Source organism: Lysobacter humi (ex Lee et al. 2017), assembly GCF_054781815.1.
In genome coordinates this window covers 21,123-36,845 of sequence record NZ_BAAGTR010000009.1, presented here as the reverse complement: position 1 = coordinate 36,845, position 15,723 = coordinate 21,123, and the positions used below count along the sequence as shown (strand labels likewise).

Annotated in this window: 17 protein-coding genes; 5 read left to right on the top strand and 12 right to left on the bottom strand. The window is 71.4% G+C overall.

All coding sequences use genetic code 11. From position 1 onward, the window contains the following. The first annotated feature begins 20 nt into the window (after positions 1-20). A complete protein-coding gene (locus ACYVJJ_RS06930; RefSeq protein ID WP_460832249.1) occupies positions 21-1,223 on the top strand; it encodes a dipeptidase in 1,203 nt (400 codons plus the stop codon). Between the two features lie 68 nt (positions 1,224-1,291). After that, a complete protein-coding gene (locus tag ACYVJJ_RS06925) occupies positions 1,292-2,290 on the top strand; it encodes an extracellular catalytic domain type 1 short-chain-length polyhydroxyalkanoate depolymerase (RefSeq protein ID WP_460832247.1) in 999 nt (332 codons plus the stop codon). Positions 2,291-2,360: 70 nt separating this feature from the next. Here ACYVJJ_RS06925 and ACYVJJ_RS06920 read toward each other — a convergent pair whose 3' ends face one another. Both ACYVJJ_RS06920 and ACYVJJ_RS06915 read right to left on the bottom strand, forming a co-directional pair. Then, positions 2,361-2,549: a 30S ribosomal protein THX gene (locus ACYVJJ_RS06920; protein WP_460832246.1), complete on the bottom strand. Its 189-nt coding sequence runs from the start codon at positions 2,547-2,549 to the stop codon at positions 2,361-2,363. A gap of 123 nt (positions 2,550-2,672) precedes the next feature. Beyond that, positions 2,673-3,065 carry a MerC domain-containing protein gene (locus tag ACYVJJ_RS06915; RefSeq protein WP_460832244.1) on the bottom strand — a complete coding sequence of 131 codons (393 nt, stop codon included), beginning with the start codon at positions 3,063-3,065 and terminating at the stop codon, positions 2,673-2,675. A gap of 82 nt (positions 3,066-3,147) precedes the next feature. Here ACYVJJ_RS06915 and ACYVJJ_RS06910 point away from each other — a divergent pair, with 82 nt between their 5' ends. The 3 genes from ACYVJJ_RS06910 (at position 3,148) to ACYVJJ_RS06900 (ending at position 6,391) form a co-directional block, all read left to right on the top strand. Beyond that, the gene (locus tag ACYVJJ_RS06910) at positions 3,148-5,307 is read left to right on the top strand and encodes a TonB-dependent receptor (RefSeq protein ID WP_460832243.1); all 2,160 of its coding nucleotides are present in this window, start codon (positions 3,148-3,150) and stop codon (positions 5,305-5,307) included. Between the two features lie 159 nt (positions 5,308-5,466). Beyond that, positions 5,467-5,667, top strand: a complete 201-nt coding sequence (locus ACYVJJ_RS06905) for a hypothetical protein (protein WP_460832241.1) — start codon at positions 5,467-5,469, stop codon at positions 5,665-5,667. A gap of 46 nt (positions 5,668-5,713) precedes the next feature. Continuing rightward, positions 5,714-6,391 (top strand): hypothetical protein, encoded by a 678-nt coding sequence (locus ACYVJJ_RS06900; RefSeq protein WP_460832239.1) that lies wholly within the window; start codon positions 5,714-5,716, stop codon positions 6,389-6,391. Between the two features lie 30 nt (positions 6,392-6,421). Here the strand turns inward: ACYVJJ_RS06900 and ACYVJJ_RS06895 are convergent, their stop codons facing one another. The 10 genes from ACYVJJ_RS06895 to ACYVJJ_RS06850 form a co-directional block, all read right to left on the bottom strand. Then, a complete protein-coding gene (locus tag ACYVJJ_RS06895) occupies positions 6,422-6,934 on the bottom strand; it encodes a transcriptional repressor (RefSeq protein WP_460832237.1) in 513 nt (170 codons plus the stop codon). Between the two features lie 7 nt (positions 6,935-6,941). Further along, complete coding sequence (gene gltX, locus ACYVJJ_RS06890) at positions 6,942-8,348, bottom strand: glutamate--tRNA ligase (RefSeq protein WP_460832236.1); 1,407 nt, start codon at positions 8,346-8,348, stop codon at positions 6,942-6,944. A 62-nt stretch (positions 8,349-8,410) separates the two neighbouring features. Continuing rightward, complete coding sequence (locus tag ACYVJJ_RS06885) at positions 8,411-8,959, bottom strand: lipocalin family protein (RefSeq protein WP_460832234.1); 549 nt, start codon at positions 8,957-8,959, stop codon at positions 8,411-8,413. After that, the gene (locus tag ACYVJJ_RS06880) at positions 8,956-10,041 is read right to left on the bottom strand and encodes an SAM-dependent methyltransferase (RefSeq protein WP_460832233.1); all 1,086 of its coding nucleotides are present in this window, start codon (positions 10,039-10,041) and stop codon (positions 8,956-8,958) included. Before ACYVJJ_RS06880 ends, ACYVJJ_RS06885 begins: the two co-directional genes overlap by 4 nt. Further along, positions 10,038-10,838, bottom strand: a complete 801-nt coding sequence (locus tag ACYVJJ_RS06875) for a DUF1295 domain-containing protein (protein ID WP_460832232.1) — start codon at positions 10,836-10,838, stop codon at positions 10,038-10,040. Before ACYVJJ_RS06875 ends, ACYVJJ_RS06880 begins: the two co-directional genes overlap by 4 nt. Continuing rightward, positions 10,835-11,383: a DUF2878 domain-containing protein gene (locus tag ACYVJJ_RS06870; RefSeq protein WP_460832230.1), complete on the bottom strand. Its 549-nt coding sequence runs from the start codon at positions 11,381-11,383 to the stop codon at positions 10,835-10,837. Before ACYVJJ_RS06870 ends, ACYVJJ_RS06875 begins: the two co-directional genes overlap by 4 nt. After that, entirely contained in the window at positions 11,380-12,642 is a 1,263-nt protein-coding gene (locus ACYVJJ_RS06865; protein WP_460832228.1) for a class I SAM-dependent methyltransferase, read from the bottom strand. The genes ACYVJJ_RS06870 and ACYVJJ_RS06865 overlap by 4 nt, the downstream gene beginning before the upstream one ends. Continuing rightward, positions 12,639-13,415 (bottom strand): DUF1365 domain-containing protein, encoded by a 777-nt coding sequence (locus ACYVJJ_RS06860; protein ID WP_460832227.1) that lies wholly within the window; start codon positions 13,413-13,415, stop codon positions 12,639-12,641. Before ACYVJJ_RS06860 ends, ACYVJJ_RS06865 begins: the two co-directional genes overlap by 4 nt. Beyond that, entirely contained in the window at positions 13,412-14,716 is a 1,305-nt protein-coding gene (locus ACYVJJ_RS06855) for an NAD(P)/FAD-dependent oxidoreductase (RefSeq protein ID WP_460832226.1), read from the bottom strand. The genes ACYVJJ_RS06860 and ACYVJJ_RS06855 overlap by 4 nt, the downstream gene beginning before the upstream one ends. A gap of 1 nt (position 14,717) precedes the next feature. Further along, positions 14,718-15,677 carry an acyl-CoA desaturase gene (locus tag ACYVJJ_RS06850; protein ID WP_460832224.1) on the bottom strand — a complete coding sequence of 320 codons (960 nt, stop codon included), beginning with the start codon at positions 15,675-15,677 and terminating at the stop codon, positions 14,718-14,720. Positions 15,678-15,723: the final 46 nt, after the last annotated feature.

Here is a 15,723-nt window from a genome sequence, read left to right as displayed (position 1 = left end):
CCCCATCCGACGGATACGCCATGCGCCGCGCCGCCCTGTTCGCCTCCCTGCTGCTGTGCATCGCGACCGCCGCCGCGGACGAGCCGCTGACCGACGCGCAGCGCTTCGCGCGCCAGACGCTGGTCGTCGACACCCACATCGATGCTCCCTCGGAGCTCCTGAAGGGCTGGCGCGACCTCGGCCAGGACACGCCCGATCGCGAGTTCGACTACCCGCGCGCGCGGCAGGGCGGGCTCGATGTCGCCTTCATGTCGATCTACACCTCGCCATCCGATGACGCGGCCGGTACCGCCACGCAGAAGGCGCACCTGCAGATCGACGCGGTGGAGGCGATGGCTGCGCGGCATCCGGATCGCTTCGCGCTGCTCACTTCGCCCGCCGACGTGCGGCGTCTGTCCGAGAACCGCCGCGTCCTGCTCGCACTCGGCATGGAGAACGGCGCGCCGATCGGCGACGACCTCGCGCTGCTGCGCACGTTCCATGCGCGCGGCGTGCGCTACATCACCCTCGCGCACTCGCACAGCAATCGCATTGCCGACGGCTCCTATTCGCTCGTCCGTCCGCACGGCGGGCTGAGCCCGTTCGGCGAGCAGGTCGTCGCCGAGATGAACCGTCTCGGGATCATGGTCGACGTCTCGCATCTCTCCGACGATGCCGTGCGCGACGTGCTGCGCATCGCGAAGGCGCCGGTGATCGCGAGCCATTCGGGCCTGCGCCATTTCACGCCCGGCTTCGAGCGCAACCTGAGCGACGAGCTCGCGCGTGCGATCGCCAGGAACGGCGGCGTCATCCAGCTCGTCTTCGGCAGCGGCTTCATCGATGCGAAGGCGGCGGCCGCGACCACCGAATACTTCAAGCAGCTCGCCGCACTGGAGACATCCATCGCCGCGGCGAAGGCACGCGGCGAAGCGCCGGTGAAGACGATCGAGCAGTTCGATGCGGAATGGGGCGCGGCCCATCCCAAGCCCGCGACGAAGCTCTCCCAGGTGGTCGACCAGATCGACTACGCGATCCGCACGTTCGGCGCGAAGCACGTCGGCATCGGCTCGGACTTCGACGGCGTCGGCGGTGCATTGCCCGAGGGCCTGCGCACCGTCGCGGACTATCCGAACCTGGTGCAGGCGCTGCGCGAGCGCGGCCATTCCGACGAGGTCATCGGCGGCGTCATGGGCGCGAACCTGCTGCGCGTGTGGTCGGAGGTCGAGCGCGCCGCGGCGCGTTGAGGCGATGCGTCAACCGCACGCGCGCCCGCGCGTTGCCGGTTCCATACGCCGACCGGCAGGAGGAACCCATGGCACGTCGCAGCACCCTCGCCTGCATGCTCGCCCTGTTCGCACTCGTCGCGGCCGTCGCGGCCGACGCACGCGACGGGCGCCTGCGCGAACGCCTCTACGAGCGCCGACAGGCCAAGGCGGCGCCCGCCGAAGGCCCGCCGGGCGCGTTGCGCCTGCCCGGCGACTACCGCTACACGCTTCTGCACGACGGCATGGAGCGCGAATACCTCATCCACGTGCCGCGTGGCTACGATCCGCGGCGCGCGACACCGGTGGTCTTCGCCTTCCATGGCGGCGGCGGCCACATGGAACACATGGCCGGGCCGGCCTACGGCCTTGCTGCCAAGGCGGATCGCGAGGGCTTCATCGCGGTCTTCCCCAACGGCTACAGCCGGCTTCCCGGCGGCCGGTTCGCGACATGGAACGCCGGCGACTGCTGCGGCGATGCGCGCGATCGCGGCGTCGACGACGTCGGCTTCGTGCGCCGGGTGCATGCCGATGTCGCACGGCGGCTCAACGTCGACCGGCGGCGCGTGTTCGCGACGGGCATGTCGAACGGCGGGATGATGAGCTACCGGCTCGCCTGCGACGCCGCGGACCTGTTCCGCGCGGTCGCATCGGTGGCCGGCACGGACGTCACGCGCACCTGCCGTCCGTCGCGCCCCGTGGCGGTGCTGCACATCCACGCACTCGACGACACGCACGTGCTGTACGCCGGGGGCGCCGGCGCCGATGCATTCCGCGATCGCGACAAGGTGACGGAGTTCCCTTCGGTCGCGACGACGATCGACGCCTGGGCGCGCCGCGACGGCTGCGCGGCGCCGCGCCGCATCGTCGACAGCAGCGAGGCCTGGTGCGAGCTGCGTGCCCCCTGCCGCGGCGATGCCCGGGTGCAGCTGTGCACGACGCGCACGGGCGGGCATTCCTGGCCCGGTGGCGCCGCGGTGCGCGGCAAGACCCCATCGGCGGCGCTCGACGCCAATGATGTGATCTGGGCGTTCTTCCGCGGGGTTTGAGCCGCGCGGACAGTGCCAACGAAAAAGCCCCGCATCGGCGGGGCTTTTTCATCGGAGCGGCGGAGGCGCCTTACTCCTTGGTGGCGGCCTTCTTCACCGCGACCTTCTTGGCCGGCGCCTTGGCGACGGACTTGGTCGCCTTCTTCGCGACCGGCGCCGCAGCGGCGCCCGTGGCGGTCTTGACCGTCGTCTTGCGGGCATTGCCGTAGCTGGAGTTGTAGCGCTTGCCCTTGGCGGTCTTGCGGTCGCCCTTACCCATTGTGTCGCTCCTGGAAATGATGCGTGCGGATGCCGCGCGGCGCGGCGAATACGAGGCGGGCGCGGTGGACCCACGCGGCTCGCGAAGCGCGAAAGCCTAGCACAGCCGTCACCGGCGGGCCCGTCAGGCGGCCGGGCGGTGGCTCAGGCGCAGGTTCACCACGTGGGCGGCGGCCAGGGCGAGGCCGCCGACGGTCATCAGCAGGGTGTGGGTCACCCCGTGGGCATGCAGCGGGCCGAAGGCGCCCGCCCACACCAGGACGATGCCGGGCACGAGGAAGGCCCACGCGCGGAACGCGCGATGGCGTCGGTAGCCGAAGCTCAGCGTGGTCACGCCCAGCACGGTGGCGAACACCACGAACGCCTGGTCAAGGTCGATCACCCCGCCCAGCTTGAGGCCGAGCACAGGCACCGCCGCGAGCGCGAGCGGGAGCAGCGCGCAATGGATGGCACACAGCACCGACGCGGCGAATCCGACGCGGTCGGCGGTACGCAGTGCTGAATCGGATTCGGCCATGACCTCTGGGAGGGGTCGCGGGTGGATTGGAACAATATAACATTGCTCGACGTGACTCCGGTGTAGACGAGACCCTCCCCCGATGCGCAGCCTCCCCCGAACCGCCTTGTCCCTCGCCCTCCTCGCCGCCATCGCCCCGGCGCTCGCACAGCAGGCCGACCCGCACGACCATGCCCACGAGCGCGAGCTCGACCGTGTGGTCGTGCGCGCCACGCCGCTGCCGACCACCGCCGAGGACCTCACCCGCCCGGTGGACGTGCTCGCGGGCGAGCGCCTCGACGAGGCCAAGGCCGCCACGCTCGGCGAGACCGTCTCGCGGCTGCCGGGCGTGCAGTCCTCGTACTTCGGCCCCGGCGTCGGCCGTCCGATCGTCCGTGGGTTCGAGGGCGCGCGCGTGCAGGTGCTCAGCGACGGGCTCACCGCCGGCGACGTCTCCACCGTCAGCGCCGACCACGCGGTCAGCATCGAGCCGTTCCTCGCCGACCAGATCGAGGTGCTCAAGGGTCCGGCGACGCTGCTCTACGGCAGCGGTGCCATCGGCGGCGCGGTCAACGTGATCGACGGGCGCATCGCCGAGCGCGCCACCGAGCAGCCGCTGCAGGGCCGCGCCGAGCTGCGCGGCGGCACGGTCAACGACGAGCGCACCGGAATGCTGCGCGTGGACGGCACCGCGGGCCGCCTGGTCTTCCATGTCGACGCCCTGCATCGCGAGACCGGCGACTACGACATTCCGGGCTTCGCCGAGTCCGATGCCCTGCACGAGGCGCATGAGGAGGAAGGCGACGACGAGGCGCGCGCGGCCGGTACCCTGCCCAACAGCGCGATCCGCACCGACTCGGCGGCACTCGGCCTGTCGTGGATCGGCACGCGTGGCTTCGTCGGTGCGAGCCAGAGCCTTTACAACTCGCGCTACGGCATCCCGGGCGGCGCGCATGCGCACGAGGATGAGCATGAGGGCGAGGCGCACGAAGGCGAGGGCGACGGCCACGGCGGGGACGGCGTGCGCCTCGTGCTCGACCAGCGCCGCACGGAGGTGCGCGGCGGTGTCAACGATCTCGGCGTGTTCGAGACCGCGCGACTGAAGCTCGCGCGCACGGACTACACGCACACCGAGTTCGAGGGCGAGGACGTCGGCACGGTCTTCGACAACACCACGACCGAAGCCCGCCTCGAGCTCGCGCATCGCCCGCTCGGTGGCTGGGACGGCGCGCTCGGCGCGCAGTGGTCGCATCGCGACTTCAGCGCGATCGGCGAGGAGGCTTTCGTGCCCGGCAGCCGCTCGCGCGATGCGGGCCTGTTCTGGATCGGGCGACGTGACTTCGGCGCCGTCGCGGTCGAGCTCGGCGCGCGTCACGACCGCAACGAGGTGCAGGTCGACGCCGGCGCGATCGGACCCTCGCGCAAGTTCGACACGACGAGCGCGTCCGTGGCCCTGCGCTGGGACGTGGACGACGAGTTCCACGTGTCCTTCGGCCTCGATCGCGCGCAGCGCTCACCGACGGCCGAGGAGCTCTACTCCAACGGCCTGCACGTGGCGACCCAGAGCTTCGAGTTCGGAACGCCCGACCTCGACGTCGAGACGGCGAACCGGGCGGAGTTCGGCCTGCACTGGCACCGCGGGCCCCTGAAGGTCGGCGCGTCGGTCTACGCCGTGCGGTTCGATGATTTCCTCTACCTCGCCGACACCGGCATCGAGGGCGAGGTGCCGGTCCGCGTCTGGTCGCAGGCCGACGCGCGCTTCCACGGTGCGGAGGCGGAGGTCGACTGGACGTTCCTCGAGAACGACGACGGCCTGTTCGCACTGCGCGTGTTCGGTGACGTCGTGCGGGCCCGCCTGGACGGTGCCGCCACGCGCACGGTGAGCGTCTCGGTGCCGCACGACGATCACACCGACGACTTCACGGTGGAGCTCGCACAGACCGGCGACCTGCCGCGCATCGCGCCCGCGCGCCTCGGCGGCGAGGTGCGCTGGGAAGGCGGAGCCTGGCGTGCGTCGCTCGGCGCGGTCCACTACATGCGCCAGGACCGCGTGGCCGAATTCGAATCGCGAACGCCGGGCTATACCCTCGTCGACGCCCATGTCACCTGGCACCTCGACACCCGCGGCGGCAATGCCTGGGAGCTGTTCCTCGACGGCACCAACCTGCTCGACGAGGAGGCGCGCGTGCACACGTCCTTCCTCAAGGACTATGCGCCGTTGCCGGGTCGCGGCGTGGCCTTCGGCGTACGCGCATTCTTCTGACGATCGATCCGCAACGCGGGCGAAGGCGTCATCGACACCGCGGGCCGACCGGCATTGCGCGCCGGCCCCTGCATCCCCGCACGCATGCGCGACGTAGCGCATTGACCGCCTGCGTACGCAGCAGGGTCTACGTTGCCGCATGCCCGAGGAGCAAACTCGATGCCGTTACCGTTCTATCTCTCGTTCGCGGGGCTCATCGCCTTCGTGATCTCGACCCGCCTCATGCGGCGGGGGGCCGCGCAGTCGCGTAACGTCACGTCGATCTGGCGCGGTGGCGCGGCCGTCGCGAAGGCGGGCCTGCTGCTGTGGTGGGCGGCGATCGTGCTGGTGCTCGCGGGCGTGCTGCTCCTCGTGCTCTAGGCCGCGCGGCCCTGCTAGATTCGCGCACCCGCCCACGGATCGCCCTATGCGCGCCCGCCTCGCCCTGCTCGTGGTGCTGCCCTGCCTCGCCTTCGCCCAGGTGGCGGCCGTGTCGCCACAGGCTCGCGAGGATGGTCCCGGCCACGTCGACATCGCCGCGGCGCGCGCACTCTACGGCAGCGGGCGATCGGATCCGGCGCTGCAGGCCACCATCGCACGCGCGCTCGAGGAGGGGCTCCGCATGGAGCGCCCGGCGCGCGCGACGGTCGAGGCACTCGTTACGTACGTCCGCGTGCTCGGCGGAACGGGCGATGCCGCGCATCTGCCGCTGATCGAACGCGCCGCCGCCTCGCCGCTGCGGCCCGTCGCACGGGAAGCGCGCGAGGCGCGCGCGATGCTCGAACGCCGCGTCGCGCACGGGCTGCCGTACATCGTTCCGGAGCACGTGCGGCTCGTCGAACAGGCCGAGGCGGACGGCTGCCGCTACCTGCGCACGCACATGTGCCGTGGCGGCGAGAGCGTCGACGAATGCCTCGTCGAGCATCGCACGATGGTCGCGGAGACCGGCGGCAACGCCGTGCTGGTGCTGACGCGGGTCGAGAACGTGGGTGTCGCGCAGTACGACACCGGATCGATGGTCGCCAAGCACTATCGTTGCCCGGTACCTGGCGACGGCCGAGACGCTGACGCCGGCACGCCTTCGACGCCGACCCCCGCACGCTAGCGCCACTTCGTGCGGCGCGTGCGCCGTCTGCTAGATCGACGCCCCGGGATCCGCGGTGACGGGGGGTGACGCCATGCAGCTCGCGCAGAGCCCATGCACCTCGAGCGTCTGCGCGCGCGGCGCGAAGCCGAGCGCGCGTGCGCGCGTGGCGAGCGCGTCGACCACCTCCGCATCTTCCAGCTCGACCGCCGCATGGCAGCGATCGCAGATCAGGAACGGCACCGCATGCTGCGCCGCGCGCGGATGGTGGCAGCCGACGAAGGCGTTGATCGAGGCGAGGCGGTGGATGAAACCGTTCTCCAGCAGGAAGTCGAGCGCGCGATAGACGGTCGGTGGGGCCGCGCCCTCGTGCGTGGCCTTCATCCGCTCGAGCAGGTCGTAGGCCTTGAGCGGACGACCGGCATCCGCGATCAGGCGCAGCGCGCTCGCGCGCAACGGCGTGAGGCGCAGCCCGCGCTCCTCGCAGGCGCGCTCGACCTCCGCGACGAACGCATCGCCCGAATGGACGTGGTGATGCGGATCGGTGCAGCGGTCGTGCGCCATGGCGGCGTCAGCCTTCGGCCGGCAGCTTCGCGATCGCCGCCTCGATGCGCAGCAGCGCCTCGTCGCGGCCGGCGAGGTAGACGGTGTGTGCAATGTCCGGGCTCACCTGCGTGCCGGTGATCGCCACGCGCAGCGGCTGCGCGACCTTGCCCATGCCGACCTCGCAGGCCGTGGCGACGTCGTGCAGCACCATCGACACGGATTCCGGCGACCACGTCATCAGCTCGCCGAGCCGCGCGCGGGCCTCCGTAAGCGGGCGACGTGCCGCGGCGGTCAGGTGCTTGGCGACGGCCGCGTCGTCGTAGGTCGAAAGCGGCTCGAACCAGACGGCCGCGCGCTCGGCCATGTCGGCAAGCGTCTGCACGCGGTCGCGCAGGGCGACGACGAGGTCGGCCGCCTTCGGACCGCTCGCGAGGTCGTAGCCCTTCCGCTCGAGATGCCACTGCAGGTGCGTCGCCACCGCCTCGGGATCGTCCGCCTTCAGGTACTGCTGGTTGAGCCAGCCGAGCTTGGCCGGGTCGAGGCGCGAGGCCTTGGCGTTGACGTCCTTGAGGTCGAACAGGCGCGTCATCTCCTCGATCGAGAAGATCTCCTGATCGCCGTGCGACCAGCCCAGGCGCACGAGGTAGTTGAGCAGCGCATGCGGCAGGTAGCCGATCTCGCGGTACTGCATGACATCCGCCGCGCCCGTGCGCTTGGACAGCTTCGCGCCGTGCTCGTCGAGGATCATCGGCAGGTGGGCGAAGTGCGGCACCGGCGCATTGAGCGCGTGGTAGATGTTGATCTGGCGCGGGGTGTTGTTGACGTGGTCGTCGCCGCGCACCACGTCGGTGATGCGCATGTCGATGTCGTCGACCACGACCGCGAAGTTGTAGGTCGGATAGCCGTCGGAGCGGAAGATCACGAGATCATCGAGCTCGTCGTTCGCGATCTCGATGCGGCCCTTGACCTTGTCCTCCCACGCGACCACCCCGCCCTGCGGGTTCTTGAAGCGGATCACGCGGTTGGGGTCGTCGCGGAAGCCGGCATCGCGATCGCGGTAGGCCCCGTTGTAGCGCGGCTTCTCGCCTGCGGCCATCGCGGCCTCGCGCATCGCCTCGAGCTCCTCCTTGGTCTCGTAGGCGTAGTAGGCCTTGCCCGCGGCGACGAGCTGCTCGGCGACCTGCCGGTACCGGTCGAGCCGGTGGGTCTGGTAGACCGGGCCTTCGTCGTAGTCGAGGCCGAGCCACTCCATCGCCTCGAGGATCGCGTCGATGGCCGCCTGGGTGGAGCGCTCCTGGTCGGTGTCCTCGATGCGCAGGATGAACTGCCCGCCATGGCGGCGGGCCTCCAGCCAGCAGTACAGGGCCGTGCGCGCGCCTCCGATGTGCAGGTAACCGGTAGGGCTCGGCGCGAAGCGGGTACGGCTGGTCATGCGGGGGCTCGGGGACGGAATCGGGCGGCGATTTTACCGCCCGGCGCCGGTGCTGCCCGCGATCAGCCCTCGCCGGCCGCTTCCGGCCAGCGCTGCGGCACGCGGCGCAGCTTGGAGACGTCGTAGCCGAGCCCGCGCAGGTACTCGACGTGGCGGTCGTAGTCGGCCTGCGGGATCTGGGGCGTGCGGGCCATCAGCCAGGCGTAGTCGCGGGCGCTGCGCACGATCACCGTCTGGGTGTAGCCGGCATCGAGCGCGCCGATGACGTACTCGGCCTGGATCGGCCAGACGAAGCGCATGCCCCAGACCGCATTGCGCGTGCCCGGCCGCACCGTGCCGACCGGCTCCATCGTCTTCACCTTGCCGTCGAAGGCGCCGTCGCGGTAGCGGAAGGTGGTCTGCACCTTGCCGTCGGGACGGAGCGCGTACGTCTCCACCGCGTTGTAGGCCGTCTTTTCCCAGCGCGAGGGGATGTGCGCGATGACGTACCAGTCGCCCATGAAGCGCTGCAGGTCGACCGCCTCCACGGGTTTCACCGTCGGCGGGCCCGAGCTCGCGCAGCCGGCGAGCAGCACGCCGACGATCCCGGCCGACCAGCGACGGCGGCTCACAGCGGCCTCGCGAAGCGGTAGTGGGCGACGAGCCACTCCTGGCCGCCATCGAATCCGAAGAGCTCCGCGCAGGCCATCCAGAACATGCGCCACCGCTGGTTCCACAGGCGCGCCCCCTCCGTGCCGTAGGCGGCGCGCAGGATCCCGAGCACCTCGTCGCGGCGTGCATCCTGGTTGGCGAGCCAGTGGTTCGCGGTCCGCTGGTAATGCGTGCCGTCCACGTGCCAGCGCGCCTCGATGTCGAGGTCGCGCTGGAACCACAGCAGCGTATCGCTCGCGGGCATCAGGCCACCGGTGAAGAAGTGCCGGCCCATCCAGTTGTCCTCGCCCTCGGTCTCGAACGGGTACATGCAGGTGCGGTGCGCGAAGATGTGCACGAAGAGCTTGCCGCCCGGGCGCAGCCAGGTGCCGATGCGCGCGAGCAGGGTCGCGTAGTTGCGCATGTGCTCGAACATCTCGACCGAGACGCAGCGGTCGAACGCACCGGCCTCGAGCGCGAGGTGGTTCACGTCGCGGGTGACGACGCGCACGTTGGCGTAGCCGCGCTCGCGGCAGCGCGCCTCGATGTGCTCGCGCTGGAAGCGGGAGTTCGACACGGCGGTGATGCGTGCATTCGGATAGCGCTCCGCCATCCACAGCGTGAGCGAGCCCCAGCCGCAGCCGAGCTCGAGGATGTCCTGTCCCTCGGCGAGCTCCGCGCGCTCGCCGTAGAGCGCGAGCATGGCCTCTTCGGCTTGGTCGAGGGTTTCGCGGCCTGTCGGGTAGTAGCAGCCGGAGTACTTCAGGCGGCGCCCGAGACAGGCCTCGAAGAACGCCGGCGGCAGCTCGTAGTGCTGCGCGTTCGCCGCATCGGTATGGATGGCGACCGGGCTGCTGCGCAGCGACTCGACCACCGCCTGGAAGCGCTCGGCCTGCGCGTCGATCCCGCCGCGGCGCTCGTCGGCGAGGCGCTGCGCGCAGAGGCGACGGATGCCGGCACGGATCGCGGCGTCCGGCAGCCAGCCGCGCTCGGCCCAGCCGAGCAGCCCGGGCGCGGGCCGGTCCTGCGGAAGTTCGTGGAGCGTGTCGGCGACGCTGTTCATGCGGGAGCCCTCGGGGTGGCAGGCGTGCGGAAGAGACGGGGAATGAGCATCGGGACGTCGCGCTGGTAGGCGCGGTAGTCGTCGCCGCGCGTGCGCAGCGCCTGCGCTTCGGTGAACGGGATGCCGCTCAGCCAGCGCAGGAAGACGTACATGACGATGGGTCCGGCCAGCGAGATCGCCCACCACGGCGACCCGACCGCGAGCGCGACGTAGGCGAACCAGTGCAGCCACTCGAAGAAGTAGTTCGGATGGCGCGAGCGGCCCCACAGGCCATCGCGACAGGTGCGGCCACGGTTGCGCGGATCCGCACGGAAGCGTGCGAGCTGGCGGTCGGCGATCGACTCGCCGGCGATCGCGACGATCCAGATCGCGACGCCGAGCAACGCCCAAGCGGTCGGCCCGGCCGCCGGCACGCGCGCGACGGCGAGGAACGGGAGGGCGAACAGCGGGACGAGCAGCGCCTGCAGCTGGTAGACGATGAGGAACTTCGCCGCGCTGCCGCCCCAGTGCGCGCGGAGCGCGGCGTAGCGTCCGTCCTCGGTGCCACCGGCGATGCGACGCGCCAGGTGAAGGGCGAGCCGCAGCCCCCAGGCGCCGCCGAGGATCGCGAGCAGCACGCGCGGGAGCAGGGCGCCGTCCCCGACGACGGCCACCGCCACGGCGCTCCCGCCGACGCCGAGCGACCACAGCACGTCGACCGGCCCCGCATCGCGCGTGCGCAGCTGCCGGAGCCAGCCGATGAACATCACCACTGCCGCGACCACCCAGATGCCGCCGAGCACGACCAGCGCGTTCATGCCGCCACCCGGACCGCCGGCGCAGGCGTATTCGATGCCGCCGACCAGCGCGCGACGCCTGCCAGCACCGGCAGGGCGGTCGCCCAGCCCACGCCGAGCATCAGCAGGGTCGGCAGCGGATCGGGGGGAAACACCACCGCGCCCCAGCCGCGCGCCGCACCGAGGTAGGCGAGCGGCCCGCCCACCGCGCCGAACAGGCCGGCGACCACGAGGCGCCGCTGCAGGATGGCGAGCGAGCAGCGCAGCGTGAGCGCGAATACGACCCACAATCCGAGGATCCACGGCGGTACGCCGAAGAGGGCCCGGCCGGATGCCGCGTACTCCAATGCGCCGGCGCCGGCGAGCAGCCCGTCGAGCAGCAGCCCGCAGGCGAGCGCCGCCGCGACCAGCACCGCGATGCGCAGGCGCGATGTCGACGCCGCCACGTGCCAGGCCGCGAAAGGCAGCGCCGCCACCGGGCCGAGCCAGCCGATTCCCTGCCCCGCGCCGATGACGGTCGCGAACCAGACCGCCTGCGAGCCGGCGATGTCGAGCAGCCGGTTCACGCGCGCAGCACGGCGCGTTCGGCCGGGCGGTGCCCCGGGCGTGCGAGCAGCAGGTGCGCGACGCCGATCGTGCGCTCGCGGAAGCCACCCTCGCAGTAGGCGAGGTAGAACTCCCACATGCGTATGAAGCGCTCGTCGAAGCCCTGCGCGCGCACCTGCGGCAGCGCGGCCATGTAGCGCTGTCGCCACGCTTCGAGCGTGCGCGCGTACGAGAGGCCGAAGTCCTCGAGGTCGACGAGCGCGAGGTCGGTCGCGCGGCTCTTCGCCGCGAGCATCGCGCTCACCGAGGGAATGAAGCTGCCCGGGAAGACGTGGCGCTTGATGAAGTCGACCGAGCGCAGCGCCTGCGCGTAGCGGTGGTCCTCGATGGTGATCGCCTGCACGAGGCCGATGCCGTCGGGCGCGAGCAGCGATCCGAGCTTCGCGAAGTAGGTCTCGAGGTACTGCGCGCCGATTGCCTCGATCATCTCGATCGAGACGAGCTTGTCGTACTGGCCCTCGAGGTCGCGGTAGTCCTGCAGCAGCAGGGTCACGCGGTCGCCGAGCCCGGCCTCGGCGACACGCTGCGCGGCGAGCGCATGCTGCTCGCGCGAGATCGTCGTCGTGGTCACATGGCAGCCGTAGTGGCGCGCCGCATGCACCGCGAAGCCGCCCCAGCCGGTGCCGATCTCCACGACGCGGTCGCCCGGCCGCAGGTCGAGCTTGCGGCAGATCGCGTCGAGCTTGCGCCTGGAGGCGGCCTCGAGCGTGTCGTCCTCGCCCGCCCACATCGCCGACGAGTACATGAGGTCGTCCGAGAGGAAAAGGCGGAAGAACGCGTTCCCCAGGTCGTAGTGCGCCGCGATGTTGCGACGGCTGCCGGCGCGCGTATTGCGGCGGACCGCGTGCAGTGCCTTCATCGCCCAGCCGCCGAGCCGCGCGGTGCCCGATTCCATGCCGTCGAGCAGGTCACGGTTGCGCGCGAGCAGGCGCACCACGCCGACGAGGTCGTCGCAGGACCACACGCCGTCCATGTAGGCCTCGCCCGCGCCGACGCTGCCGTTCGCCGCCACGGCCCGATAGAAGCGGCCGTCGTGCACGCGCAGGCGCACGAGCGGGCCGCCCGCGTGGGCGTCGCCGAGGTGCAGCGTGCCGTCGGCGTCCTCCAGCACGAGCAGGCCGTGGCGGAGCGCGCCGAGCCGCTCGACGAGGCGGGCGCGCAGGAAGCGGTCGAGGGCGCCCGGCGCGGCGGGCGTGGCGGTGCGGACGATCTCGTTCATGGAGTGGTCGGGGCCTTTCCCGGGTGGTCGTGGACGGGCACTCGCTTGAGCCACAGGCGCAGCGCCTGCCAATGGATGGCGCCGACGACCTGCGCGGTCATCAGCGGATAGCGCCACAGCACCCGTGCGAGCGAGTCCGCGTCGAGCGGACGCCGCTCGAGCGCGAGGGTGGCGTCGAACTCGGTGTCGTCGCCCTCGAGCACACGCATGTGCACGCGCAGGTCGTCCCCCGGCGCGGTGAAGCGCCAGTCGTAGCGGCGCCGGAGCGCCATGAACGGCGAGACATGGAACGCCTTGTCGAAGTCCCAGTGCAGCGCGCGGCCCTGCACCTGCGCGGTGGCAACGGGCAGCGCATAGGCATGCCGCTCCTTCCACGGGGTATTGGTGATCTCCGCGAGCACGCTGTGCAGCCGGCGGCCGTCGGCGTGGTAGCAGTAGTAGAAGCTGACGGGATTGAAGACGTAGCAGAAGTAGCGCAGGTGCGTGAGCAGCCGCACGGGGCCCGCGGGACGGTCGCCGGTGAGCTGCTCCACGCGATCGCGGACCGCGGTGTCGAGCGGGCGGCCGTGCGGCGCGAGATAGTCGCTTCGCCGGAACTCGGCGACCGCGCGCCGGCGGCTCGACCAGAGCGCATGGTCGTCGAACACGGTGTCGACCTCGGCGAGGTCGAGGTAGAGCTGCGCGACGCGGTAGCGGAAGGCGTGCGGCGTCGGCGAATGGCGACGATGCGTGACCACCCCCTCGTACACCGCGCTGGCGCAGGCGCCGCTCACGCGGGCAGGCCTTCGCCGACCGCGCGCGTGCTCGCGACCGCGGGCGCGCCAGCCGGCGTGCGCCAGCGGATGCCGAACGCATCCGCGACGTCGACCGCGCTGCGCATGCCGTCCTCGTGGAAGCCCCAGCCCCAGTAGGCGCCTGCGAACCACGTGCGGCGATGCCCCTGGATCTCGGCGCGACGCTTCTGCGCCGCGACCGAGGCATGCGTGTACACCGGATGGTGGTAGCGCATGCGGCGCAGGATGCGCTCGGGCGCGATCGCGTCGGTGCGGTTGAGCGTCACGATGAACGGCTCGGGCGCCAGCAGGCCCTGCAGCAGGTCCATGCAGTAGCTCACGGTGCAGGCCTCGTTGCGGTCGGCGGGAATCCACGCGTTCCACGCCGCCCAGGCGCGGCGGTCGCGCGGCAGCACGGAGGCGTCGGTGTGCAGCACCGTCTCGTTGGCCTGGTAGGGAATCGCACCGAGTACCGCGGTCTCGCGCTCGTCGGCGTCCGCGAGCAGCGTGAGCGCCTGGTCGCTGTGGCAGGCCACGACCACCTGGTCGAAGCGCTCCCCGCCCGCCGCGCTGATCACGTCGACCCCCTCGGCATCACGGCGGAGGGCGAACACCGGCGTCGCCACCCGCTCGACGACCTGCCAACGGCGCCGCATCGCCTCCACGTAGGTGGCCGAGCCGCCACGTACCACGCGCCACTCCGGCCGCCCGGTGAGCTGCAGCATGTGGTGGTTCGCCATGAAGCGGACCAGGTAGCGCGCCGGGAAAGCGAGGATGCGGTCCGCGGGGGATGACCACAGCGCCGAGGCCATCGGCACGAGGTGGTCGTCGCGGAAGGCCGCGCCGTAGCCACCGGCCTCGAGGTAGTCGCCGAGCGTCGGGCCCTCGCCTTCGCCCTCGAGCAGGCCCGGCGCCGCGCGGTAGAAGCGCGCGAGGTCGCGCAGCATGCCCCAGAAGCGCGGCGAGAGCAGGTTGCGGCGCTGGCAGAACAGGCCGCCGAGCGAGCCGGCATTGTATTCGAGCCCGCTCGCCTCGTTGCGCACCGAAAAGCTCATCGTGGTGGGCTGCGAGGCCACGCCGAGCTCGTCAAACAGCGCGGTGAGCAGCGGATAGTGCTGCGGGTTATGCACGATGAAGCCGCTGTCGACGCGATGGACCCGCCCGCCGAGCTCGACGCCGTGCGTGTGCGTGTGCCCGCCGAGGTAGTCGCCCGCCTCGAACAGGTGCACCTCGTGCTCGCGCGAGAGCAGCCATGCACTGGCGAGCCCCGCGATGCCGGCGCCGACGATCGCAATGCGCATGTCAGCGCTCCGCCCGCGCGAGGACCCAGGCCGGGACGGGCTTGAGGTCGCGCACTAGGCCCAGCGCCGCCATCAGGCGCAGGCCGTACCAGGTGAGGTCGACTTCCCACCAGCGGAAGCCCTGGCGCGCCGTGCCCGGGAAAAAGTGGTGGTTGTTGTGCCAGCCCTCGCCGAAGGTGAGCAGCGCGAGCCAGAGGTTGTTGCGGCTGTCGTCGCGCGTGGCGAAGCGCCGCGTGCCGTAGCGATGCGCGAGCGAGTTGATGGTGACCGTGGCATGGAACAGCACCACGGTGGAAATGAGGAAGCCCCAGACGAGCATCTGCAGCCCGCTCGTGCCGAGTTGCGGCGCCACGCGTTCGAGCGCTGCGCCGAGCCCGTAGAGGGCCGCGGCCAGCGCGACCGGTACCAGCGTGTCGAACCGATCGAGCCAGCGCAGCTCGGGGAACTTGGCGAGATCCGGAATGCGCTCCCAATGCGTGCGGAAGCCGCGCGGGGTGAGGAACCACGCCGCATGCGACCACCAGAAGCCATGGACCTTCGGCGAATGCGGATCGAGGCCCGTGTCCGCATGCCGGTGATGGTGGCGGTGGTGCGCCGCCCACCACAGCGGCCCGCGCTGCACGCAGGACGCGCCGATCAGCGCGAAGACGAATTGCACCGCGCGCGACGTGCGGAAGGTCCGGTGCGAGAAATAGCGGTGGTAGAAGCCCGTCAGCGCGAACATGCGCACGGCGTAGAGCGCCGCGGCCACCGCGACGGCGATGGGCGAGACGCCGACCCATGCGACCGCGATGCAGGCCACGTGCATCGCCACGAACGGCGCCGCGCGCAGCCAGTCGATGCGATCCTCGCGCGCCGGATCCACGGCCTCGCCGTGGTCCGCCGTGTCGAACCAGCGGCGCAGCGGCGACATGCGCTTCGGTACGGCGCGTGGAGCTTCGGCAGGGGGACTCGATCGCATGGCGCGCCGTCGTGGGTCTGTGTCCACGCTCTACGGCCGGACCTTG